This is a genomic window from Streptomyces sp. NPDC005899, from assembly GCF_040629645.1.
Taxonomy (GTDB): Bacteria; Actinomycetota; Actinomycetes; order Streptomycetales; family Streptomycetaceae; genus Streptomyces.
Genome location: NZ_JBEXWB010000001.1, coordinates 16,956 through 38,760 on the forward strand (window position 1 = coordinate 16,956; position 21,805 = coordinate 38,760).

At 71.9% G+C, this 21,805-nt stretch carries 18 protein-coding genes and 1 pseudogene; 9 read left to right on the plus strand and 10 right to left on the minus strand.

The genetic code is table 11. The annotated features are described in order from the left end of the window. Window positions 1-122: 122 nt before the first annotated feature. Together ABZ371_RS00075 and ABZ371_RS00080 are read right to left on the minus strand one after the other, a co-directional pair. A complete protein-coding gene (locus ABZ371_RS00075; protein WP_358672288.1) occupies window positions 123-653 on the minus strand; it encodes a hypothetical protein in 531 nt (176 codons plus the stop codon). 17 nt (window positions 654-670) lie between these two features. Then, window positions 671-865, minus strand: coding sequence for a hypothetical protein (locus ABZ371_RS00080; RefSeq protein ID WP_358672289.1), 195 nt, complete (start codon window positions 863-865; stop codon window positions 671-673). A 95-nt stretch (window positions 866-960) separates the two neighbouring features. Here ABZ371_RS00080 and ABZ371_RS00085 point away from each other — a divergent pair. Further along, window positions 961-2,787 (plus strand): annotated as a pseudogene (locus ABZ371_RS00085) (NB-ARC domain-containing protein); the annotation flags it as partial. Window positions 2,788-2,933: 146 nt separating this feature from the next. Then, window positions 2,934-3,632 carry a DUF4232 domain-containing protein gene (locus ABZ371_RS00090; RefSeq protein WP_358672290.1) on the plus strand — a complete coding sequence of 233 codons (699 nt, stop codon included), beginning with the start codon at window positions 2,934-2,936 and terminating at the stop codon, window positions 3,630-3,632. Between the two features lie 68 nt (window positions 3,633-3,700). On the opposite strand, the gene ABZ371_RS00095 is transcribed toward ABZ371_RS00090, so the two are convergent. Next, window positions 3,701-5,512 carry an NHL domain-containing thioredoxin family protein gene (locus tag ABZ371_RS00095; RefSeq protein WP_358672291.1) on the minus strand — a complete coding sequence of 604 codons (1,812 nt, stop codon included), beginning with the start codon at window positions 5,510-5,512 and terminating at the stop codon, window positions 3,701-3,703. A 64-nt stretch (window positions 5,513-5,576) separates the two neighbouring features. Here ABZ371_RS00095 and ABZ371_RS00100 point away from each other — a divergent pair, with 64 nt between their 5' ends. Then, complete coding sequence (locus ABZ371_RS00100) at window positions 5,577-6,071, plus strand: LURP-one-related family protein (RefSeq protein ID WP_358672292.1); 495 nt, start codon at window positions 5,577-5,579, stop codon at window positions 6,069-6,071. A 61-nt stretch (window positions 6,072-6,132) separates the two neighbouring features. Here the strand turns inward: ABZ371_RS00100 and ABZ371_RS00105 are convergent, their stop codons facing one another. Further along, a complete protein-coding gene (locus ABZ371_RS00105) occupies window positions 6,133-6,924 on the minus strand; it encodes a carbon-nitrogen family hydrolase (RefSeq protein WP_358672293.1) in 792 nt (263 codons plus the stop codon). A gap of 198 nt (window positions 6,925-7,122) precedes the next feature. Here ABZ371_RS00105 and ABZ371_RS00110 point away from each other — a divergent pair, with 198 nt between their 5' ends. Then, on the plus strand, window positions 7,123-7,947 hold the full coding sequence (locus tag ABZ371_RS00110) for a maleylpyruvate isomerase family mycothiol-dependent enzyme (RefSeq protein WP_358672294.1): 825 nt from the start codon (window positions 7,123-7,125) through the stop codon (window positions 7,945-7,947). Window positions 7,948-8,123: 176 nt separating this feature from the next. Here ABZ371_RS00110 and ABZ371_RS00115 read toward each other — a convergent pair whose 3' ends face one another. Then, window positions 8,124-9,431 carry an MFS transporter gene (locus ABZ371_RS00115; protein ID WP_358672295.1) on the minus strand — a complete coding sequence of 436 codons (1,308 nt, stop codon included), beginning with the start codon at window positions 9,429-9,431 and terminating at the stop codon, window positions 8,124-8,126. Continuing rightward, window positions 9,428-10,111 carry a GntR family transcriptional regulator gene (locus tag ABZ371_RS00120; RefSeq protein WP_358672296.1) on the minus strand — a complete coding sequence of 228 codons (684 nt, stop codon included), beginning with the start codon at window positions 10,109-10,111 and terminating at the stop codon, window positions 9,428-9,430. Before ABZ371_RS00120 ends, ABZ371_RS00115 begins: the two co-directional genes overlap by 4 nt. A 208-nt stretch (window positions 10,112-10,319) precedes the next feature. On the opposite strand from ABZ371_RS00120, the gene ABZ371_RS00125 reads away from it, so the two are divergent. Continuing rightward, a complete protein-coding gene (locus ABZ371_RS00125; protein WP_358672297.1) occupies window positions 10,320-11,222 on the plus strand; it encodes a D-alanyl-D-alanine carboxypeptidase in 903 nt (300 codons plus the stop codon). A gap of 78 nt (window positions 11,223-11,300) precedes the next feature. On the opposite strand, the gene ABZ371_RS00130 is transcribed toward ABZ371_RS00125, so the two are convergent. Genes ABZ371_RS00130 through pdhA form a run of 3 tightly spaced genes read right to left on the minus strand, consistent with a single transcriptional unit; the run spans window position 11,301 to window position 14,847 of the window. Further along, window positions 11,301-12,701: a dihydrolipoamide acetyltransferase family protein gene (locus ABZ371_RS00130; protein ID WP_358672298.1), complete on the minus strand. Its 1,401-nt coding sequence runs from the start codon at window positions 12,699-12,701 to the stop codon at window positions 11,301-11,303. Between the two features lie 11 nt (window positions 12,702-12,712). Next, on the minus strand, window positions 12,713-13,693 hold the full coding sequence (locus ABZ371_RS00135; protein WP_358672299.1) for an alpha-ketoacid dehydrogenase subunit beta: 981 nt from the start codon (window positions 13,691-13,693) through the stop codon (window positions 12,713-12,715). A gap of 2 nt (window positions 13,694-13,695) precedes the next feature. Next, a complete protein-coding gene (gene pdhA, locus ABZ371_RS00140; protein ID WP_358672300.1) occupies window positions 13,696-14,847 on the minus strand; it encodes a pyruvate dehydrogenase (acetyl-transferring) E1 component subunit alpha in 1,152 nt (383 codons plus the stop codon). A gap of 344 nt (window positions 14,848-15,191) precedes the next feature. Between pdhA and ABZ371_RS00145 the strand changes: the two genes are divergently transcribed. The 3 genes from ABZ371_RS00145 to ABZ371_RS00155 all read left to right on the plus strand — a co-directional run bounded on the left by ABZ371_RS00145 (window position 15,192) and on the right by ABZ371_RS00155 (window position 17,713). Beyond that, complete coding sequence (locus ABZ371_RS00145) at window positions 15,192-15,851, plus strand: response regulator transcription factor (RefSeq protein ID WP_358672301.1); 660 nt, start codon at window positions 15,192-15,194, stop codon at window positions 15,849-15,851. A 277-nt stretch (window positions 15,852-16,128) separates the two neighbouring features. Then, window positions 16,129-16,632 (plus strand): hypothetical protein, encoded by a 504-nt coding sequence (locus ABZ371_RS00150; RefSeq protein WP_358672302.1) that lies wholly within the window; start codon window positions 16,129-16,131, stop codon window positions 16,630-16,632. 25 nt (window positions 16,633-16,657) lie between these two features. Further along, window positions 16,658-17,713, plus strand: a complete 1,056-nt coding sequence (locus tag ABZ371_RS00155) for a phosphotransferase (protein ID WP_358672303.1) — start codon at window positions 16,658-16,660, stop codon at window positions 17,711-17,713. A 42-nt stretch (window positions 17,714-17,755) separates the two neighbouring features. On the opposite strand, the gene ABZ371_RS00160 is transcribed toward ABZ371_RS00155, so the two are convergent. After that, window positions 17,756-19,381, minus strand: coding sequence for a protein kinase (locus tag ABZ371_RS00160; RefSeq protein ID WP_358672304.1), 1,626 nt, complete (start codon window positions 19,379-19,381; stop codon window positions 17,756-17,758). A 294-nt stretch (window positions 19,382-19,675) separates the two neighbouring features. Here ABZ371_RS00160 and ABZ371_RS00165 point away from each other — a divergent pair, with 294 nt between their 5' ends. Then, window positions 19,676-21,301 carry a protein kinase gene (locus ABZ371_RS00165; RefSeq protein WP_358672305.1) on the plus strand — a complete coding sequence of 542 codons (1,626 nt, stop codon included), beginning with the start codon at window positions 19,676-19,678 and terminating at the stop codon, window positions 21,299-21,301. The last annotated feature ends 504 nt before the right edge of the window (window positions 21,302-21,805 follow it).

Genomic DNA, 21,805 nt, shown 5'->3' on the forward strand with positions numbered 1-21,805 from the left:
GGGGCGCGGCGGGGGCGGGGGTGAGTGCGGGGGGGGGGGGGGGGGGGGGGGGGGGGGGGGGCGGGGCCAGGGGGGGGGGCGGGGGGGGGGGGGGCCCCCCTCTCCGGTGGTGCGATGTGTGGTCAGCCGTGGAAGTTGCCTCGCTTGAACACGGCCTTGCGGATGTTGACTGTCGTGCCCGGGATGGTGTTGCGGGTGCGGCGGCCGGCCAGGAGCACGGCGGCCAGGACGGCGAGGACTGCGATGGACATGACGGCCTGGCCGAGGGCGGCGAGGATGTCGTCAATGACGGCCAGGCCGGGGGCTGCGGCGCCGATGCCGTATCCGGCGAGCGCGATGAAGCCGCCGGAGGACAGGGCGAGCGCGCTGTACTGCCACACCCAGCCAGGTACCCCGGGCATCGGTACCGGTGCGGCCGGAGGCGAGGGCGGCCTGACGAAGGCCGCAGGGACCGGGGCCGGGGCGTCGGTGGGCGGGACGGGATGGCCGGTGCGGGTCTCTTCTTCGCGGCGGATCAGGGACCAGACCCGGGCCATGTATAGCTCGTCGGAGAGGAGGTCGCGGGCGTCGGCCGGGTCGAGGGGGAGCCGGTCGGGGAGGACCGGCGGGACCGGTGCGGGGGTGAGTGGGCTGGAGGTGTGGGTGGTGTTCATGGCGGGTCTCCGGGGTGTCAGGCGGTGATCTGGGCGAGGGCGGTGGCGAGGCTGGAGAGGGCGTTGTTGACGGCGGGGGCGATGCCGGTGGAGCCGAGGAAGAAGCCCAGGAGGACGGCGGCAAGGGCGGGTCCGAAGCGGAGCGATCCGGTGCGCAGGAGGATGGCGACGACGACCAGGAGCAGGACGACGGCGGAGATGGTGATGCCCATGAGCGCGATGTTCCTTCACGTTGGGTGACTGGTTAGGGGGTGTGGTGTGGGCCGCCCACGGCGGAGCCGGAGGAGGGCCGGGGGTGCCCTCGGGGGCCCCCGTCTGCCTGGTCACCGGGCCGGCCGGGGTGGGCAAGACGGCGCTGGCCCTGCACTGGGCCCATCACAGCGCCTCGGTCTTCCCGGACGGGCGGCTGTTCGCCGACCTGCGGGGCTTCAGCGAGACCGGCGCGGCCGCCCTCATCGACGTCCTGCGCGAATTCCTGCTGGCCCTCGGCGTCGCACCGCGCCGCGTGCCCGAGTCCGTCCCCGCCGCCGCCGCGCTGTTCCGTTCCCTGACCGGCCGGCGCCGCCTGCTCGTCGTCCTCGACAACGCCCGTGACTCCGCCACCGTCCGCCCCCTGCTCCCGGGTGGCACCGACTGCGTCACCCTTGTCACCAGCCGCCACCGGCTGGAGGGCCTCATCGCCTCGGACGCGGCCCGCCCCGTCCCCCTCGACATCCTGGAACCCGAGGACGGCACCGCGCTCCTCGCCGGGGTCCTCGGCGAGGAGCGGGTGTCCGCCGAACCGGTGGCGGCCCGTCGGCTCGCCGAGCTCTGCGGAGGCCTGCCCCTCGCCCTGCGCGTGACCGCCGCCCGGCTCGCCGGCCGGCCCGGCCGCACCCTCGCCGGCCTGGCCGACGAACTGGCGGACGAGCGCAGCCGCCTGACGTACCTCGAAGTGGACGACACCGGAGTCTCGGCCGCTCTGCGGCTGACGGTGCAGCAGCTCCCACCCGACGCCGTGCACCAGCTGGCGCGGCTCGGGCACCACCCGGGCAGCCACTTCGATCCCCACACCTGTGCCGCGCTCGCGGGGACGGACCCCACCCGGGCGGCGGCGGCCCTGGAGCGGCTCGGCGCCGCCCACCTCGTGAGCGAGACGGTGTCCGGGCGCTGGGTGCTGCACGACCTGGTACGCCTGTACGCCCGCGGGCTCGAGCCGGCGGCCGCACCCGAGACGCTCGTACGGGTCCTCGACCACTACATCGCCACAGCCCTCGCCGCCGCCGACACGGCGGAGCCGGGCGGTGAACCCTGCTTCGTCCTGCCGGACGGCTACCACCGCCCCTCGGCCGTCCGGGATTTCCCCGACCGGGCCGCGGCGATGGGCTGGCTGGCCGCCGAGCGCGACGACCTGACACTGGCCGCCGTCGCCGCGCGGACCGCCGGCCTCCACGACCGGGCCTGGCGGATCATCCTGCTGCAGTGGCCGCAGGTCGTGTGGCGGGTGCGGGACAGCTGGTCCCCGCTGCTGGAGCTGGCCCTGGACTCCGCCCGCGCGCAGAAGGATCCGTACGCCGAGTCACGGGTGCGCAACCTGCTGGGGTGGGTGCTGACGGAGGAGGGCAGGACCGCCGAGGCCGTGAGCCTGCTGAGCGCCTCACCCGGCCTGGCCCGGCAGGCCGGTGACCGGCTGGGAGAGGCGACGGCGCTGGTCAACCTGGCTGTCGTGCAGGCCGCCGAGGGCACCATCGGTGCGGCTCTGGAGGGCTGCGAATCGGCCGTCCGGCTGGCCCGGGAGGAGCGGGACCGGCACACCGAGATGCTCGCCCTTCAGCACCTCGCGCGGATGCTGCTCACCGCCGACCGGCCCCGGGAGGCCCTGGAGGCCGCCCGGACCGCCCTCGACCTGGGACCCGAGCACGAGGAGGCGGCCCGCCGGACGCTGCTGCTGGCCGTCGCCGGGGAGGCCCGGCTGGCACTCGGCGGGACGGACGAGGGGATCCTGCTGCTGGACCGGGCGGCGGCCGAGGCGGAACGCGCCGGGTACGACGAGGGCACGGTACGCGCCCTGGAGGTGCTGCTGCGGGTGGCACCGGGGGCGGACTACCGCAGGCGGTACGACGACGCCCGCAGAAGGCTCACCGACGAACGCTGACGGTCACGCAGAGGTGCGTCAGCGGAACGTCAGCCGGACAGCAGCGATACGTGAGCAGCGGGACCCAGACTCATGGATGTCAGCAGGTCGGCGGCCGATCGCCCGTGACCAGGCGATCGCCGCATCCATCTTCCGGGGGAATCTCCATGCGTACGTTCCGTAACCGCACCACCGTCCTCGCAGCCGCGGCCACCGCCGCGCTCGCCCTGACCCTCACCGCCTGCGGTGACGGAGGGACGGGCACCAGGTCCGCCGGCCCGGCGAACGTGCCGCAGTCGGCCGCATCGCCGGCGGAGGGCGCGAAGGCCACCGGGGGGACCGCGTCCGTGCGGGACGCCGGGGCCGCGAAGGCCGCCGGCACGTCGAGGACGACCGTCGGCGCCACCACCGTCGGCACGGCCGAGGGCACCGGCGCCTCCTCGTCCACCCCCGTCTGCACCACGAAGGACCTGCGGATCAGCGCGGCGACGCAGGACGGCCCGCCCTACACCCACATCGTGCTGACGGCGAAGAACACCACCGGCCACAACTGCCGGATGGAGGGCTTCCCGGAGGTCCGCTTCCTGGAGAACGCCCGGGGCGCCGCGCCGGCGGTCGCCCGGAGCAAGCCCGCCGCCCCCGTGGTGCTCACGGCGGGCGCCCCCGCCTACGCGCTGGTCCGGCTGTCGGACGGCGGCGTGGACGAGGACGTCGAGGCCGTCGAGGACTTCTCCGTCACCCTCCAGGGCAAGGGCGGCATGGCCATCGTGAAGGCTCCGGGTGCCGGCGGCATCGCCGTCGACCCGGCGAAGTGGGCGACGGGCTACTGGACGTACGAGCTGCGCAACGGTGCCGACGACTTCTGAGTCGCCGTCCCGGTGTACCGGACCCGGCCGGGGTCAGCCCCGGACCCGCTCGTTGATCCCGGCCGGGATCACTCCCGCTCGTCCATCCCGGCCAGGACCAGCGGGAGTCGTGACGCCCCGCCGTCCGTGACGCGGACGGGCACGCCCCAGTCCTGCTGGTGCACGTGGCAGGCCGGGTACTCGTTCGCCGGGTCGTCGTCGCAGGAGGCCGCCATCGCCGACACGTGCAGGACGCCTTCGGTGACCTCGCCCGACAGGACCAGGTCCCGGCCCAGGTCCGTTCCCTGGCCGGAGCCCCCGGCAAGGAGCTCCGGCGGGGTCGAGGAGACCAGCAGCCGGGTGGACGGGCCGTACCGGGTGTCCAGCTTCTGCCCGGCGGGCGCCTGGAAGACGACGTCCAGCCGGAGGGTGCCGGCGGCGATGTCGGTGGCGGCCCGCCGGGTGCGGTGGGCCCGGTCCGCGACGCGCACGGCCTCCTCGGGGAGCCGCAGCCGGGTCAGCCGGTGCCGTGCGGACTCGACGACCACCAGATCGCCCTCGACGAGGACCGCGTCGCTCGGCTCACGCAGGTCCGTGGCCAGCGTCGTGACCTCGCCGGTCTCCGGGTCGTAGCGCCGCAGGGCGTGGTTGTACGTGTCGCTGACCGCGACCGAGCCGTCGGGCAGGGCCGTGACTCCCAGCGGGTGCTGGAGGAGCGCCTGGCCGGCCGGGCCGTCGCGGTGACCGAAGTCGAAGAGGCCGGTGCCGACCACGGTGTGGACGGCGCCCTCGAGGTCCACGTACCTCAGCGCGGAGGTCTCCGCGTCGGCGACCCACAGCCGGTCCCCCGACGCGGCCAGACCGGACGGCTGGGCGAACCACGCCTCGGCACCCGGCCCGTCGACCAGGCCTTCGTTGGTCGTCCCCGCGGCGACGCGCACGGTGTCCGCGGCGGGATCGTACGTCCACAGCTGGTGCACCCCGGCCATGGCGATCCACAGGCGGTCGCCGAACCACGCCAGGTCCCACGGCGAGGAGAGGTCCACCTCGGTGGCCGGACCCTCGGTGGCCGATCCCTGCCACCACTGGCGTCCCGTCCCGGCGAGGGTGGTCGTCACGCCCGTCACCGGATCCAGCGCCCTGATCGCGTGGTTCACCGTGTCGGCGACGGCGATCCGGCCGTCGGGCAGGACAGCCAGGCCCTGCGGCTCGCTGAACCTCGCCCGGTCCGGATCCCCGTCCGCGAAGCCGCGCTCACCGGAGCCGATGTGCCTGCGCACCGTCTCGCCGTCCGGCTCCAGCTCGACCAGGCGGTGCCGGGTGGTGTCGGAGACCAGGAAGCCGCCGTCGGGCAGCAGGAGTGCCTTGGCGGGAAAGCGCAGGTGGGTGGCGACCGGTTCCGGAGCCACGTAGGGCCCGTCCCCGCGCCGCAGGGTGCCCTTGGCCGCGTGCTCGGCCTCCAACTCCTCGACGAGCTTCCCGATGGCGTGCGCGTGTCCCTCACCGGCGTGCTGCGCGACGACGTACCCCTCCGGGTCCACCACGACGAGCGTGGGCCAGGCCCGTACGGCGTACTGCTTCCAGGTGGCGAGCTCGGGGTCGTCGAGGACGGGGTGGTGGACCCCGTAGCGCTCGACGGCGTCGATCACGGCCTGGTGCTCGGCCTCGTGCACGAACTTCGGCGAGTGGACCCCGATGATCACCACGGTGTCGCGGTGCTTCTCCTCCAGCTCGCGCAACTCGTCCAGGACATGCAGACAGTTCAGGCAGCAGAAAGTCCAGAAGTCGAGGATGACGATACGTCCCCGCAGGTCGGCGAGGGTGTATGAGCGGTCGCCTGTATTGAGCCAGCCGCCCTTGCCGATCAGTTCGGGGGCGCGGACACGTGCACGAGCTGTCATGACACCAGTCAACATCACCGTGGCCTGCGCGCATTCCGGCAGGGCGTCGGGGAACCTGTGATCCATGAGACTTCTCGTGCGTGAGCGTCTGTTCGCCGTGGGTGACGACTACTGGATCGAGGACGCGGACGGACGGAAGCTGTTCCTCGTCGACGGCAAGGCGATGCGGCTGCGCGACACGTTCGAGCTGAAGGACACGGACGGCCGGGTGCTCGTCGACTTCCACCGCAAGCTGGTCAGTCTGCGCGACACGATGGTCATCGAGCGCGGTGGCGAGGCGCTGGCGCAGATCAAGCGGAAACGCCTCTCCCTCCTGCGCAACCACTACCGGGTGTCCCTGGTCGAAGGCACCGAGCTGGACGTCAGCGGCAGGATCCTCGACCGCGAGTTCGCCGTCGAATACGACGGGGAACTGCTCGCCCAGGTCTCCCGGCGGTGGCTGACCGTCCGTGACACCTACGGCGTCGACATCATCCGGGAGGACGCCGATGTGCCCCTGCTCATCGCCGTGGCCGTGTGCGTGATCGTCCTCGCCGACAAGGAGCGCGACGAGGGATGAGTGGCCGCCGAAGCGCCGCCCCCGGTTTCACGTGAAACCGGGGCGTCACAGTCCCGCCCACTCAGTGCGGCGGGGCGAGCCCGAGGCGCCGGTCCTTCAGGGCCGGGAACTGCTCACGCGTGGCGGATACCTTCGCCGGGTCGAACTCCACCGTGAGCACCTCCTCGGCCGATCCGGCCTCGGCGAGCACCTCTCCCCAGGGATCGACGACGATGCTGTGCCCGGCCTGCTCGACGCCGCCATGGGTTCCCGCCGACCCGACGGCCAGGACGTACGCCTGGTTCTCGACGGCCCGCGCCTGGGCCAGCAGCGTCCAGTGCGGGCGGCGGCGCTCCGGCCAGCCCGCCGCGACGACGAGGGTCTCGGCACCGGCGCCGACGAGGCCGCGGAACATCTCCGGGAAACGCAGGTCGTAGCAGGTGGACAGGCCCAGGGTGGTCTGCGGCAGGTCGACCGTGACCAACTCCTCGCCCGCGCCCATCATCACCGCCTCCCCCTTGTCGAAACCGAAGCGGTGGATCTTGCGGTAGGCGGCGGCCCGCTCGCCCTCGGGCGAGAAGACGAGCGAGGTGTTGTAGAGGGTGCCGTCCTCGGCACGCTCCACGAACGAACCCGCGTGCAGCCAGACCCCCGCCTCGGCGGCGGCCTTCGCCATGACGTCGTACGTGGGACCCCGCAACGGTTCGGCCTCGTCGGCGAACTCCGTGTAGGCGAAGGCACCGACCGGCCACAACTCCGGAAGGACCACCAGGTCCGCTCCCCGCTGGGCCACGACCATCGAAGCCGCGCGCTCTCTGCGGGCATTGACCGACTCGTCCGGGTTTACCGCGATCTGGATGAGGGAGGCGCGCACACTACCACCGTCCTGGCATGGGGGCCGTCAACACGGGCCTACGATCGTCACACGAAAGCACTGCCGGGGTGCCTGCTCGCAGCGTAACTTAGCGAGCGAACCTCCACGCAGCCCGCAGACAGCGCCGTCAGTGCCGGCCAGCCCGCCGGCACTCCCTGCTCTCCAGCCCATGCACCGCAGAACCGCACGAGGGGTCCCGTGACCGTCCATCCCAGCCTCCAGACCTACGCCGACGCCTGGACCCACTCCATCGAGTCGATAGCCGAGCTGGTCAAGCCGCTCGTCGAGGGGGAGTGGAACCGCCGTACACCCTGCCCCGGCTGGTCGGTGCGCGACATCGTCTCGCACGTCATCGGCATGGAGTGCGAACAGCTCGGCGATCCACGGCCGATCCACACGCTGCCGCGCGACCTCTACCACGTGCAGAACGACCACCAGCGCTACATGGAGATGCAGGTGGACGTGCGGCGCCACCACACGGCCCCGGAGATGACGTCGGAGCTGGAGTACACGCTCATCCGGCGCATGCGTCAACTGCGCAACGAGTCCCGCGCTCCCGAGACGATGGTGCGGGCGCCCCTCGGGGCCGAGCAGACACTGGAACTGGCGCTGCACATGCGCGCCTTCGACGTCTGGGTGCACGAGCAGGACCTGCGCACGGCCCTGGGCCGGCCCGGCAACCTGGACTCCCCCGGCGCGCTGGTCGTCCGGGACACCCTCCTGGCGGGGCTGCCCAAGGTGGTCGCCAAGGACGCGGGGGCGCCGCCCAATTCGGCCGTCGTCCTGGACGTCCACGGTCCCGTCGAGTTCCTGCGCACGGTGCGGGTCGACGGCGACGGCCGCGGTTCGGTCGACGGTGCGCCCTCGCTCGGCCCCGCCGTGACGCTGGCGATGGACTGGGAGACGTACTACCGGCTGGCGTGCGGACGGGTACGGCCGCACGCGGTGGAGGACCGGATCAAGATCGACGGTGACCAGGAGCTCGCGGCCGCGATCCTGAAGCACTTCGCCCTGACCCCGTAGCGCCGCCGCCACGCCTCGGGAGGGGCGGGAAGACCGCCGCGGCCCGCGCGGTGGTGCCGGGCCGGCGGCCGATCCCCGCCGCCACGCGGGCGGGCGACCGGCCCCCGGGGACCTCGACGGACAGGCCGGGCCGGCACCCCCGGCGGGCCGCACACCGCGCCCGCGCGAACGGGCCGTCAGGCCGGCACGTGCACGGCCTCGACCCGGCTCACGACGTGGTGGTCGCGTTCCCGGTGCGTGGCGCCGGCGTGCAGCCGCAGGATCTGCGCCACGCCGATCGCCTCCAGGACGAAGACCGAGGCGAAGGCGACGCGGTAGTTGTCACCGGTCGCGTCGAGCAGGACGCCGACCGCGAACAACGTGGTCATCGACGCGACGAATCCGCCCATGTTGACGATCCCCGAGGCGGTGCCCTGGCGCTCCGGCGGATTCGCCGGCCGGCCGAAGTCGAACCCGATCATGGATGCGGGCCCGCAGGAGCCGAGCACCAGGCACAGGGTGACCAGGAGCCACATGGGCGCGTGCGGACCCGGATAGAAGATCGTCGACGCCCAGAGGAGCGCGGTCAGACCGACCGTACCGAGGGCGAGCGGGGTGCGCGCGCCGTGGTGCCGGGCGATGACCTGTCCGTAGACGAGTCCCACCACCATGTTGGAGAGCACGACGAGGGTGAGCAGCTCCCCGGCGGTGCCCCTGCTCAGCCCCTGGGCCTCCACCAGGAAGGGCATGCCCCACAGGAGCAGGAAGACCATGGCCGGGAACTGGGTGGTGAAGTGCACCCACATGCCCAACCGGGTGCCCGGCTCCCGCCAGGAGGCGGCGATCTGCCGGCGGACGAAGGCGGCGCCGGCGTGCTGGGCGGGCGGCGGCTCGTGGCCTTCGGGGTGGTCCTTCAGGAAGAGCAGCAGCAGGACGAGGACGACCACACCCGCGACCGCGCTCCCCGCGAAGGTGGTGGTCCAGCCGAACCCGTGCAGCGCGCGGGCGATGACGAGGGTCGAGACGAGGTTGCCCGCCATGCCGAAGAGCGCCGCGACCTGACCGATGAGCGGTCCGCGCCGGGCCGGGAACCACCGGGCCCCGAGCCGCAGCACGCTGATGAAGGTCATCGCGTCGCCGCAGCCGAGCAGGGCCCGTGAGGCGAGTGCCGTGCCGTACGAGGGGGAGAGCGCGAAGCCCAGCTGTCCCACGGTGAAGAGCGCCGCACCGATGGCGAGGACCTTCTTGGTGCCGAGCCGGTCGACCATCAGGCCGACGGGTATCTGCATGCCCGCGTAGACGAGGAGCTGGAGGATGGAGAAGGTCGACAGGGCGGAGGCGTTCACGCCGAACCGGTCCGCCGCGTCGAGTCCGGCGACGCCCAGGCTCGTACGGAAGATGATGGCGACGAAGTAGACGGCGACTCCGATGCCCCAGATCCGGGCGGCCCGCCGGCCGCCGGGCGGATCCCCGGGCAGGGAGAGGGTGGGGGACGAGGAGCTCACCGGTCATCACCCCGGACGAGGACCCTGACCCGGCCGACATGGCGCCGCACGACCAGCGCCGCACCGTCCGCGTCGCCCGCCCTGATGGCGTCGAGCAGCTCGCCGTGCTCGGTGATGTTGGCGGCGATCCTGTCGGGGTGGGCCTCCATCACGGCGACGCCCATGCGCAGCTGGCGGTCGCGGAGCTGGTCGTAGAGGCGCGACAGGATCTGGTTGCCCGCGTTCTTCACGATCTCGGCGTGGAAGCAGCGGTCCTTGACGGAGACGGCCGCCAGATCCCCGATCCCGGCCAGCTGCCGCTGTTCCTCCAGGAGTTGCTCCAGCCGGGCGATCAGCCGCGCGGAGGCGGGCACGGCCTTGCGCGCGGCGAACTCCTCGACGAGCAGCCGGGTCTCCACCACGTCGGCGATCTCCTGGGCGGAGACCGCGAGCACGAGGGCGCCCTTCTTGGGGTAGAGCTTGATCAGCCCTTCGACCTCCAGGCGCAGCAGTGCCTCCCGCACCGGTGTCCGGGACACGCCGACGGCGTCGGCGAGGCCGCCCTCGGTGAGGAGCGTGCCGCCCTCGTAGCGGCGGTCGAGAACCGCTTCCTTGACGTGGGTGTAGACGCGTTCGGCGGCCGGGGGCTGTTTGACGGCGGCTTTCACGGACCGGGTGGCAACAGGAGGTGCGGCAGGCATGCACACAGCATAGATACAACATGCACGCATGAGGGGACCGGTCCGCGATACGGACACGACGCACCCGGCCCGCCCGGTCCCGCACCCGCCTTCCGGAAGTCTCGGAAATCACCCCTCCGACAACACATCCATATACCCCTCTCATGAGTCTCACCACCGAGCGGCACCCTCATGAGGCCGCAATACAGGGGTATTTGGAGCGTTTGACTTGAATATCGGTCTTAAGGGCATAAACCGCGCGACCGTCGCCGCCACCGTGGTCCTCACCGCGGGTGCCGTCCTGGGCAGCAGCGCGTTCGCCACCGCCGCCCAGGCAGCGACGCCGCCCACGCCGTCGATCACCGCCAAGGGCGGCTTCGTGATGGACAGCGCCAACGCGAAGACGCTGTACAGCAAAGCCGCGGACACCCGCCGCTCGACCGGCTCCACGACGAAGATAATGACGGCCAAGGTGGTACTGGCCCAGAAGAACCTCAACCTGAACACCAAGGTCACGGTCCAGAAGGCGTACAGCGACTACATCGTCTCCAAGAACGCCTCCTCGGCCCGGCTGATCGTCGGCGACAAGGTGACGGTCCGCCAGCTGCTGTACGGGCTGATGCTGCCGTCGGGCTGCGACGCCGCCTACGCTCTCGCGGACAAGTTCGGCTCCGGCACCACCCGCGCCGCCCGGGTGAAGTCGTTCATCGGCAAGATGAACGCCGACGCCAAGAAGCTCGGCCTGAAGAACACGCACTTCGACTCGTTCGACGGCATCAGCAGCGGGTCCAACTACTCGACGCCGCGCGACCTCACGAAGATCGCCGGCAGCGCCATGAAGAGCTCCACCTTCCGCGCGATCGTGAAGACGAAGTCGACGAAGCAGAAGGTCACGACCAAGAGCGGCGGATACCGCTACATGTCGTGGACCAACACCAACCCGCTGCTCGGCAGTTACAGCGGGGCGATCGGCGTGAAGACCGGCTCCGGCCCGACGGCCAAGTACTGCCTGGTCTTCGCCGCGACCCGGAACGGCAGGACGGTCATCGGCACGGTCCTCACCGCGACCTCCACCACCACCCGCTCGGCCGACGCCAAGAAGCTCCTGGACTACGCCTTCAAGAAGAAGTAGCCGGACGTAGCGAGGAGGGGCCTGCCGCAGCACGCGGCAGGCCCCTCCTTCGTGTCCCCGTCACCTCTCACCGAGCCGTCAGGCCCAGGTGATCAGCCGCTTCGGCTGTTCCAGGACCGCCGCGACGTCGGCGAGCACCTTGGAGCCGAGCTCTCCGTCGACCAGCCGGTGGTCGAACGACAGGGCCAGCGTGGTGACCTGGCGCGGCTTCACCTTGCCCTTGTGGACCCACGGCTGGAGCTTGATCGCCCCGACCGCCAGAATCGCGGACTCGCCCGGGTTCAGGATCGGCGTGCCCGTGTCGACACCGAAGACGCCGACGTTGGTGATGGTCACCGTGCCGCCCGCCATGGCGGCCGGGGAGGTCTTCCCCTCACGGGCCGTGGAGACCAGCTCGCCGAGTGCCTCGGCCAGCTGGGGCAGTGTCTTGTCGTGCGCGTCCTTGATGTTCGGCACGATCAGGCCGCGCGGGGTCGCCGCGGCGATGCCCAGGTTGACGTAGTGCTTCTGCACGATCTCCTGGGCGGCCTCGTCCCAGGCCGCGTTGACCTCCGGATTGCGCTTGATCGCGACGAGGAGGGCCTTGGCGATGATCAGGAGCGGATTGACCCGCACCCCCGCCATGTCCTTGTCCTCCTTGAGCTCCGCCACCAGCTTCATCGTGCGCGTCACGTCGACGGTCACGAACTCGGTGACGTGCGGCGCCGTGAAGGCGCTGCCGACCATGGCCTGCGCGATCGCCCTGCGCACGCCCTTGACCGGGACGCGCGTCTCCCGGGCGGCGTCCCCCACGGGGGCTGCCGCCGCCGGGGCGGCCGGGGTCGCCGGCGGCTGCGCGGGTGCCTCCGCGGCGACGGGCGCGGCCGCGGCGTGGACGTCCTCACGGGTGATGACGCCGCCCTCGCCGGTCGGGGTGACGGTCGCCAGGTCGATGCCCAGGTCCTTCGCCAGCTTGCGCACCGGCGGCTTGGCGAGCGGGCGGCTCCGCGGGGCGGCGACGCCGTGGCCGTTCATCTCGGCCTGGATCGCGGCGTCGGCCGGGCCTGGGACCTCGGCCCCCTTGCGGGCGCGGCGCTTCGTGGAGCTCTCGGACACGCCGTAGCCGACCAGTACCGGCTGGCGGCCCTTGGGAGTCTCCGGCTCGGGCTGCGGCACGGGCTCCTGCACGGGCTCCCGCACGGCTTCGGAGGCCGCCGGCACATCGCCGCTGCCGGGGGCCACGTCCACCGCGATGATCACCTGGCCCACGTCGACCGTGGTGCCCTCGGGGAAGCGCAGCTCGTGCACCACCCCGTCGAACGGGATCGGCAGCTCGACCGCGGCCTTCGCCGTCTCGACCTCGCACACGACCTGGCCGTCGGTGACGGTGTCGCCGGGCTGCACGAACCACTTGAGGATTTCCGCCTCGGTCAGTCCTTCGCCCACGTCGGGCATCTTGAACTCACGGAAGCGAGCAGACGTCTCGGTCATCGTCGTCACGGACCCTCTCCTCAGTACGCCAGCGAGCGGTCGACGGCGTCGAGCACCCTGTCGAGACCCGGCAGGTACTCGTCCTCGAGCCGGGCCGGCGGGTAGGGGGCGTGGTAGCCGCCGACCCTCAGCACGGGTGCTTCGAGGTGGTAGAAGCAGCGCTCGGTGATCCGGGCCGCGATCTCCGCCCCCGAGCCGTAGAACACCGGTGCCTCGTGGACCACCACGAGCCTGCCGGTCCTCTCGACGGAGGTCTGGACGGTGTCGAAGTCGATCGGGGACATCGACCGCAGGTCCACGACCTCGATCGACTTGCCCTCCTCCTGCGCGGCGGCGGCCGCCTCCAGGCACACCTTCACCATCGGGCCGTACGCCACCAGCGTGAGGTCGGACCCCTCGCGGGCGACCGTGGCCTTGTGCAGCGGGCCCGGGATGGCCTCGGTGTCGAGGTCTCCCTTGTCCCAGTAGCGTCGCTTCGGCTCGAAGAAGATGACCGGGTCGTCGCTCTGGACGGCCTGCTGCATCATCCAGTAGGCGTCGGCCGCGTTCGAGGGCGAGACGACCTTGAGGCCCGCCACGTGGGCGAACAGGGCCTCGGGCGATTCGCTGTGGTGTTCGACGGCGCCGATACCGCCGCCGTACGGGATGCGCACGACGACCGGCATCTTGACCTTGCCGAGCGCCCGGGCGTGCATCTTGGCCAGCTGCGTGACGATCTGGTCGTACGCGGGGAAGACGAAGCCGTCGAACTGGATCTCGACGATCGGGCGGTAGCCGCGCAGGGCCAGTCCGATCGCCGTCCCCACGATGCCGGACTCGGCGAGCGGGGTGTCGATCACCCGGCCTTCGCCGAAGTCCTTCTGGAGGCCGTCCGTGATACGGAAGACCCCGCCGAGCTTGCCGACGTCCTCACCCATGATGAGGACCTTGGGGTCGGTCTCGAGCGCCTTGCGCAGCGACTCGTTGAGTGCTTTCGCGATGGACATCTTCTGCATGGCCATGGCTAGTTGCCCTCCTCGGCGAACGATGCCTGGTACGCGGCGAACTGCGCGCGCTCCTCGTCGACGAGCGGGTTGCCGTCGGCGTAGGCGTGGTCGAAGATCGCCAGCCGGTCCGGGTCGGGCATGGCCCGCACCGCTTCGCGGACCCGCTTGCCGAGGGTCTCGCTCTCCTCGTCCAGCGCGGTGAAGAACGCCGCGTCGGCGAGGTCCTGCTTCTCCAGGTAGGCGCGCAGCCGGAGGATCGGGTCCTTGGCCTCCCACGCCACCCGCTCCTCGTCCGCCCGGTACTTGGTCGGGTCGTCGGAGGTGGTGTGGGCGCCCATGCGGTAGGTGAACGCCTCGACGAGCGTGGGGCCCTCCCCCCGCCGGGCGCGCTCCAGCGCCGACCTGGTGACGGCGAGGCACGCGAGCACGTCGTTGCCGTCGACCCGGACGCCGGGGAAGCCGAAGCCCTGCGCGCGCTGGTAGAGCGGCACCCGGGTCTGCTTCTCGGTCGGCTCGGAGATCGCCCACTGGTTGTTCTGGCAGAAGAAGACCACGGGGGCGTTGTAGACGGCGGAGAAGGTGAAGGCCTCGGCGACGTCGCCCTGGCTCGAGGCACCGTCACCGAAGTACGCGATCACGGCCGAGTCCGCGCCGTCCTTGGCGACGCCCATGGCGTAGCCGGTGGCGTGGAGGGTCTGCGAGCCGATGACGATCGTGTACAGGTGGAAGTTGTTGGTGTTCGGGTCCCAGCCGCCGTGGTTCACACCGCGGAACATCCCGAGCAGGTTGGTCGGGTCGACGCCCCGGCACCAGGCGACGCCGTGCTCCCGGTAGGTAGGGAAGACGTAGTCGTCGTCGCGCAGGGCCCGGCCCGAGCCGATCTGTGCCGCCTCCTGGCCGAGCAGCGAGGCCCACAGGCCCAGCTCGCCCTGCCGCTGGAGCGCGGTGGCCTCGGCGTCGAAGCGGCGGGTCAGGACCATGTCGCGGTAGAGGCCGCGCAGCTCGTCCGCGCTCAGGTCGATCTCGTAGTCCGGGTGCTCGACACGTTCGCCTTCCGGCGTCAGCAGCTGCACCAGCTGGGGCTCGGAACTCTGTGGCGTCTTCGCGGCGCTGGTCCGCTTGCTGCTGCGTCGCGGTTTGCGCGCGGCAGCAGTGCTCTCCACGGTCACGTGCGTGCTCCTCCGTCGGTCCGGCCCCCGGGATGGCCGGGAACCAGTGCGGCTCGCCTGTGTCCGGACCCGGGCACGGGGTGGGTGCCGCTCGGCCGGAACAGGCGTGACAGGTGCCCCGGCGAGCGCCCTGACATAGGCACGTTACCCAGTGCGTCGCATAACTGCGAAACACCTTGTGACCTGCGATTTTGCTTGGATTTCCAAGTAAATCGAAAAAATCGCGAAGTCCTGCTGGTCACAGCACTGGTAACGGCCTCGCGGCCGCCGGAACAACGGCACGTTATCCCGGCCGACTGCGGCAGGGAAGGGCGGACGGGAAAGGAGTGTGTGAGACTGCGATTGTGCCCCAAGATGGAAAAATCACTGTATTTCTGCTTGATGATCACGAAGTCGTCCGGCGGGGCGTGCACGAGCTGCTCTCCGTCGAGGACGACATCGAGGTCGTCGGCGAGGCCGGCACGGCGGCGGACGCCCTCGTACGGATCCCCGCCACCCGGCCGGACGTGGCCGTCCTCGACGTCCGGCTCCCGGACGGCAGCGGCGTGGAGGTCTGCCGGGAGATCCGCTCCCGGGACGAAGGCGTCCACTGCCTGATGCTCACCTCGTACGCCGACGACGAGGCCCTGTTCGACGCGATCATGGCCGGCGCCTCGGGATACGTGCTGAAGGCGATCCGCGGTAGCGAACTGCTGAGCGCGGTGCGGGACGTGGCGGCCGGCAAGTCCCTGCTGGACCCGGCGGCCACGGCCCGCGTGCTGGAACGGCTCCGGGAGGGGAGGACCGGCCGGAGCGACGACCGGCTCGCCGGCCTGACCGACCAGGAGCGCAGGATCCTGGACCTGATCGGCGAGGGGCTGACGAACCGGGTCATCGGGGAGCGGCTCCACCTGGCCGAGAAGACGATCAAGAACTACGTGTCCAGCCTCCTCGCCAAGCTGGGCATGGAGCGGCGCTCCCAGGCGGCGGCGTACGTGGCGAGGCTCCAGGCCGAAAGGCGCTGAACGGGCCGCCGCGGCGCCAGGGCGACGGCGCGGGGCAGGGCCGCCGCCGGAGCACGGTGGCAGGGGGCGCCGAAGACCTCCGGCGCGGGGGCGCCCCGGGGTCGCGCCCCGGATCGGGCGGGCGGCGCCCCGGACGCCGTGGTCGGCCCGGGCGGACCGGTGCTCCCGCCGGGACTCTGCTCCCGCCGGGACTCTGCTCCCGCCGGGACTTTGGTCCCACCGCGACGGGGGCGGCGGACCCTTACCGGGGCCCTACAGGTGACGGACAGTGGGACGCATGCTGCCCTCCCGCCCCGGTGACGAACGCCGCGCCATCGAACTGCTCGGCCGTGTCCGATACGGCCGCCTGGCCACGAGCATGCGGGCCCTGCCCTTCCTGGCCGTGGCCCGGCACCTCGTCGTCGACGGCCACGTCGTCCTCCGGATGCACCGCGGGCTCGGCCACCACGAGTCGTGCGACGGCAGCGTCATCGCCTACGGGGCGGACAACCTCGACTCCCGGGACCCCTCCCGCCCCGGCGGGACCGGAGACGCCCGGGACGGGGCCGGGGACGCCCGGGTCGGGACCGGAGACACCCGGGTCGGGACCGGGGAAGCCCGGGAACTGTGGTCGGTGCAGTGCACCGGGCCGGCGGAGATCGTGCGCCCCGGCCCGGAGCAGCGCGCGCTCTTCGGCACCGGCCCCGCCGCCGTCGACGGCGAGCCGTTCGACCCCGTGTATCTCCGCCTCGATCCGCACGTGATCCGGATGCACACTCTGAGCTACGACGCAAGTCCGTAAAACCGGCCACATAGCGTCACCTAACATGTGGCGAGTGCCGCGCTCATCTGTGACCCTCCCACCAGTACCCCCGGTCGGCGAGGTCCTGCGCCGCTATCCCGATGCCGGTGAACCCCTCGACTGCGAGCCCCTCACCAAGGGATTGCTCAACCACGGATACCGCGTCTCCACCACCCGCGGCCAGTACTTCCTCAAGCACCATCTCGACAAGCACCACCTCGACGACCCCAGCGGCGACCACGCCACCATCGTCCGCCAGCACCGGGCGACCCAGCAGCTGCACTCCCTCGGTGTCCCCGTCGCACCGCCTCTCGCGGACACGCGGGGTGAGACGGTCACGGTCATCGACGGCCGGCGCTACGCCCTGCACCCCTGGGTCGACGGGCTCCACCGGGACGGCGCACAGCTGACCACAACCCAGTCACGACGTCTCGGGGCGCTCCTCGGAGCCGTACACACAGGCCTGGAACGCGTCATGGAAGCGGATGCCCCGCCTCCGGCGCAGGGACAGAGTTCCGACCCGGCCGACACCTTCGCGCTGATCGACGAGCTCCTGGCGGCCGCCCGTGCCATGGGCCCCCGCGACGCGTTCGACGAGCTCGCCGTGCACCGCCTCGTCGAACGCCGCGCCCTGCTGGAACAGCACGCCCACCGGCGGCCCCCCACCCCCGGGGGCGAGGCCAGAGGCTGGGTGCACGGTGACTTCCACCCGCTGAACCTGCTCTACCGGGGCGCCGATCCGGTCGCGATCGTGGACTGGGACCGGCTCGGGGTGCAGCCAAGGGCCGAGGAGGCCGTGCGGGCGGCGGCGATCTTCTTCGTGCGGCCGGACGGCGAGCTGGCGCTGGAGAAGGTCCGGGCCTACGCCCGCGCCTACCGGTCGTCGGCCGGCGCGGGGGCGGCCGAGCTGGCCGCCGCGGTCCACCGGGTGTGGTGGGAAAGGCTCAACGACTTCTGGATACTGCGCTGGCGCTACGGCCTCCACGACCGCAGGGCCGACCCGCAGTTCCCTGCGGTGTCGGCCCTGGCCGTGTGGTGGACGCGCGCCTACGAGGCGGTCAGCGAGGCCTTCACGGGGTGAGCCCGTGACGCCGGCTCCCTGATCAGGACGTGGCGTCCCAGCTCATGGGGTGGTGCCCGTGCCCGTGCCGGCGGTCGTACCCGCGGCGGCGCCCGCCGCGGCCCCGCCCGGCGTGCCACCGCTGCCCTCGGTCGTCGTACCGGCCCCGTCGGTGGTGCCCTCGGTGGTGTCCCCGCTGTCGCCGCCGCTGTCGGTGGCGCCCGTGTCGCCGGTGGTGCCCTCGGTCGTCGAGCCTCCGCCGTCGCTCGTTCCCGGCTCCGGCGAGGTCTCGGTGTCCGTGGGCTCCTGGCTCGGCTGGGTCGGCGTGTCCGAGGGGCGCCACGACGGCTGCTTGCTCCGCCAGGTGTTCCCTCCCGTGGAGGGGGCCGGCTTCTCCGACTCCTCCTCCGTCGCCTCGTCCGAGGGTTCCGGGGAGGGCGTCGTCTCGGACGGTGACACGCTGGCGGACGGGGTGGTGGTCGGCTTCTTCTTCGTGCCGCCGTCGTTCGCCGCCTGGACGGCGAACGCGACCCCGGCGCCGATCGCGATCAGGGCCAGCAGGACGAACAGCCACATCTTCCCCCGGCCGCCGCTGTCGCGCCGGCCGCCGCCGGCGTACGCGCCGTCGTCGGGGTTCATGGGCGGAAGGATCGGCCCCTGCGAGGTGTCCCCGTGCAGGGGATGCGCCATGGCCGCCGTACCGCCGCCGATGGTCATCGCCGTCGTGCGGCCACCCTCGTGCGCCATGACCGGGCCCGTGTTCCACGTGCCCGTGTGCCCGCCCTGGACCTGCAGCATCTGCAGGCTGTACTGGACGAGCCCGCGCATCTCCTCGGCGCTCTGGAACCGGTCGTCCGGGTCCTTGGCGAGGGAGCGCATGACGAGACCGTCCAGCTCCGGCGGCACGCTGCCCGCGACCTCCGACGGCGGGACCGGAATGTCCTGCACGTGCTGGTACACGACGGACAGCGGCGTCTCGCCGGTGAACGGGGGCCGCAGGGCGAGCAGTTCGTAGAGCAGGCAGCCCGTGGCGTACAGGTCGGAACGGTGGTCGACCGCCTTGCCGAGCGCCTGTTCGGGCGAGAGGTACTGGGGCGTGCCCATGACCATGCCCGTCTGCGTCATCGTCGACTGGGCGCCGTGCAGCGCACGGGCGATGCCGAAGTCCATCACCTTGACGGCACCGGAGTTGGTGATGATCACGTTCGCCGGCTTGATGTCCCTGTGCACGATGCCGTGCTGGTGCGAGTAGGCGAGCGCTTCCAGCACACCCGAGACGATGATCAGTGCCTGCTCGGGCGGCGGGGCCTCGGCACTCATCAGCAGATCACGGATCGTGCGGCCCTCGACCAGCTCCATCACGATGTACGGCACGGTCGCCCCGCCCACGACGTCCTCGCCGGAGTCGTACACGGCGACGATCGCGTGGTGGTTGAGCCCCGCGACCGACTGTGCCTCGCGGGTGAAGCGGGCCTTGGAGACCGGGTCCTCCGCGAGGTCGGACCTGAGGAGTTTCACCGCGACCGTCCGTCCCAGCCGGACGTCCTCCGCGGCGAAGACCTCGGCCATGCCGCCGCGGCCCAGCCGGTGGGTCATGCGGTAGCGGCCGTCCCCGACAACGCCACCGACGCCCCAGGAGTCGGTGCCATCCGAAACTCCGCCGCCGTTTGCTTCGGAATCGGGTGCCATCAGTCCTCGCCGTCGTATCTGTCCCCGCGCGTGCGGGTTCTCACGGTGCCTTGCTGCATTGCCACGTCACGCTACAGCCTCCGGAGGACACACCGGTTTCCAGAGTGACGGGTCATCCAATCGGCTGGCGCGGCGACCACGCAAATTCCATGCGCATCCTGTAACGCTTCCGAGACGCTTCCAGCGCGTACGGTCACGGAACGGGCACCCGGCTTGACGTGTCACCCCCCTCGGGCAGACTTGCCCCGTAACAGGGATCACCGCGTCCGTCGGGCGCCGAGGGGGATGCAAGTCATGAGCCACGACGGCGCACACGGCGCACAAGGGCGCTACGCGGGCGGATCCGTGGCCGGCGGACGCTACCAGCTGCGTGACCTGCTCGGCGAGGGCGGAATGGCGTCCGTCTACCTGGCGTACGACTCGGCGCTCGACCGCCAGGTCGCCATCAAGACCCTGCACACGGAGCTGGGTCGCGAGCAGTCCTTCCGTGAGCGCTTCCGGCGCGAGGCCCAGGCCGTGGCCAAGCTGCAGCACACCAACATCGTCTCGGTGTTCGACACGGGCGAGGACGAGCTGGGCGGCGCCCTGATGCCGTACATCGTCATGGAGTACGTCGAGGGGCAGCCGCTCGGCTCCGTGCTCCAGTCGGACATCCGGCAGTACGGCGCGATGCCCGCCGACAAGGCCCTCAAGGTGACGGCCGACGTGCTCGCCGCCCTGGAGACCAGCCACGAGATGGGCCTCGTCCACCGCGACATCAAGCCCGGCAACGTGATGATGACCAAGCGCGGTGTCGTCAAGGTCATGGACTTCGGCATCGCGCGCGCCATGCAGTCCGGGGTCACCTCCATGACCCAGACGGGCATGGTCGTCGGCACCCCGCAGTACCTCTCCCCGGAGCAGGCCCTGGGCCGCGGGGTGGACGCGCGCTCCGACCTCTACTCGGTCGGCATCATGCTGTTCCAGTTGCTCACGGGGCGCATCCCGTTCGACGCGGACTCGCCGCTCGCCATCGCGTACGCGCACGTCCAGGAGGAGCCGGTCGCTCCTTCCAGCATCAACCGGTCCATCACCCCGGCCATGGACGCGCTGGTCGCCCGGGCTCTCAGGAAGAACCCGAACGAGCGCTTCCCGAGCGCCGCCGCCATGCAGGACGAGGTCGCCCGCGTGCTCAACGCGAGCGGACCGGCGGGCAGCCCGGTGATCATCGGCGGTGGTGCCCCGGTGAACAGCGGCTCGGGCGTGGGCTCGGCGGTCTTCCCGCCCGTCGACCAGACCGCTCCCGCGCCGCACGGCGTGCAGACGCCGTACCAGCCGCACCCGCACCAGCCCGGCCCCTACGGCGCACCGGCGCCCGCCCCGGCCCCCGGATACGGCTACCCGCAGACGGCCCAGACGTACGGCACACCGGCTCACCAGGCGCACGGGACCCCGCCGCCGTACACGATGTCCCCGCAGACGGCGACGGGGTCCGGCGGCAGCGGCGGGGCCAGGCGCAACATGCCGGTCGTCGTCGGATCGATCGTCGTCGCCCTCGTCGCGATCGGTGGCCTGATCGCCCTCCTGAACATGGGCGGCGGGTCGGAGAACGGCAAGGGCGGTGGCACCGGCGCGTCCGCGGAGGCGGGGGAGCACAAGCCCCCGGAGCGCAACCGGACGATGAAGACCGAGGAGTGCACGGACGCCACCGAGGACACCGACGACCCGGCGAAGGTGCAGGCACCGAACTTCATCTACAAGGACATCCTCTCCGCGAGGGCGTGCGCCGACGCGGCGGGTTGGACGGTCAAGGTCATCGAGGTGGAGGGCAACACCTACGCGGAGGACCAGGTCATCGACCAGTTCCCGACCGCGGGTTCGGCCGTGGCGGAGCGGGACACACACTTCGAGCTGCGCATCGCGACCGGCGACCCGGCCTGAGGTCTGTTCCCCGGGTCCGTGGGCGGCTGCGGGCTGGGCCGGTTGAGGGCGCGGTGCGTCTGCGGACCGGTCTGCTGGAGCCGGGTGTGTGCTGTGGGCCGGGGGTGCCCGAGTGGTGACGCCGGGGGTGTCCCGTGGGACGGTCTGCTGAGGCCGGGTGTGTCACGTGGGCCCGCGGTGCGCCTTATGGGCCGTGGGTACGCCTTGCGGGCGGGCAGGCCGGCTAGCTGGGGTCAGGCGGCGTGCTGAGCCGCGCCGCCGAGCCCGCCCCGGGATCCGCACGCGCGGCGGTTCGTCCGGGCGTGCTCGTTCGTGCCCGATCCATCGGGTCGCTGATCGTTCGAGTGGGATTGGGCCGGCCTGACCGATCCGGATGGTCGTTCCGGTCCGGTCCGGTCCGATCGGGGACGTCCGGACGGTCCGGTCGGCCCCGGCCCGTCCGGATCCTCCGGTCAAGGCGGCCGTGCGATCGACGGGGCGGGGTGCGCGGGGACGAAGGGGCCC

What these genes read in the sequence shown, in the direction of transcription:
- ABZ371_RS00075 (WP_358672288.1), bottom strand. Translation starts at nt 653, where the DNA reads ATGAACACCACCCACACCTCCAGCCCACTCACCCCCGCACCGGTCCCG.
- ABZ371_RS00160 (WP_358672304.1), bottom strand. Translation starts at nt 19,381, where the DNA reads ATGGCACCCGATTCCGAAGCAAACGGCGGCGGAGTTTCGGATGGCACC.
- ABZ371_RS00155 (WP_358672303.1), top strand. Translation starts at nt 16,658, where the DNA reads ATGTGGCGAGTGCCGCGCTCATCTGTGACCCTCCCACCAGTACCCCCG.
- ABZ371_RS00080 (WP_358672289.1), bottom strand. Translation starts at nt 865, where the DNA reads ATGGGCATCACCATCTCCGCCGTCGTCCTGCTCCTGGTCGTCGTCGCC.
- ABZ371_RS00100 (WP_358672292.1), top strand. Translation starts at nt 5,577, where the DNA reads ATGAGACTTCTCGTGCGTGAGCGTCTGTTCGCCGTGGGTGACGACTAC.
- ABZ371_RS00150 (WP_358672302.1), top strand. Translation starts at nt 16,129, where the DNA reads ATGCTGCCCTCCCGCCCCGGTGACGAACGCCGCGCCATCGAACTGCTC.
- ABZ371_RS00165 (WP_358672305.1), top strand. Translation starts at nt 19,676, where the DNA reads ATGAGCCACGACGGCGCACACGGCGCACAAGGGCGCTACGCGGGCGGA.
- ABZ371_RS00135 (WP_358672299.1), bottom strand. Translation starts at nt 13,693, where the DNA reads ATGGCCATGCAGAAGATGTCCATCGCGAAAGCACTCAACGAGTCGCTG.
- ABZ371_RS00095 (WP_358672291.1), bottom strand. Translation starts at nt 5,512, where the DNA reads ATGACAGCTCGTGCACGTGTCCGCGCCCCCGAACTGATCGGCAAGGGC.
- ABZ371_RS00120 (WP_358672296.1), bottom strand. Translation starts at nt 10,111, where the DNA reads ATGCCTGCCGCACCTCCTGTTGCCACCCGGTCCGTGAAAGCCGCCGTC.
- ABZ371_RS00090 (WP_358672290.1), top strand. Translation starts at nt 2,934, where the DNA reads ATGCGTACGTTCCGTAACCGCACCACCGTCCTCGCAGCCGCGGCCACC.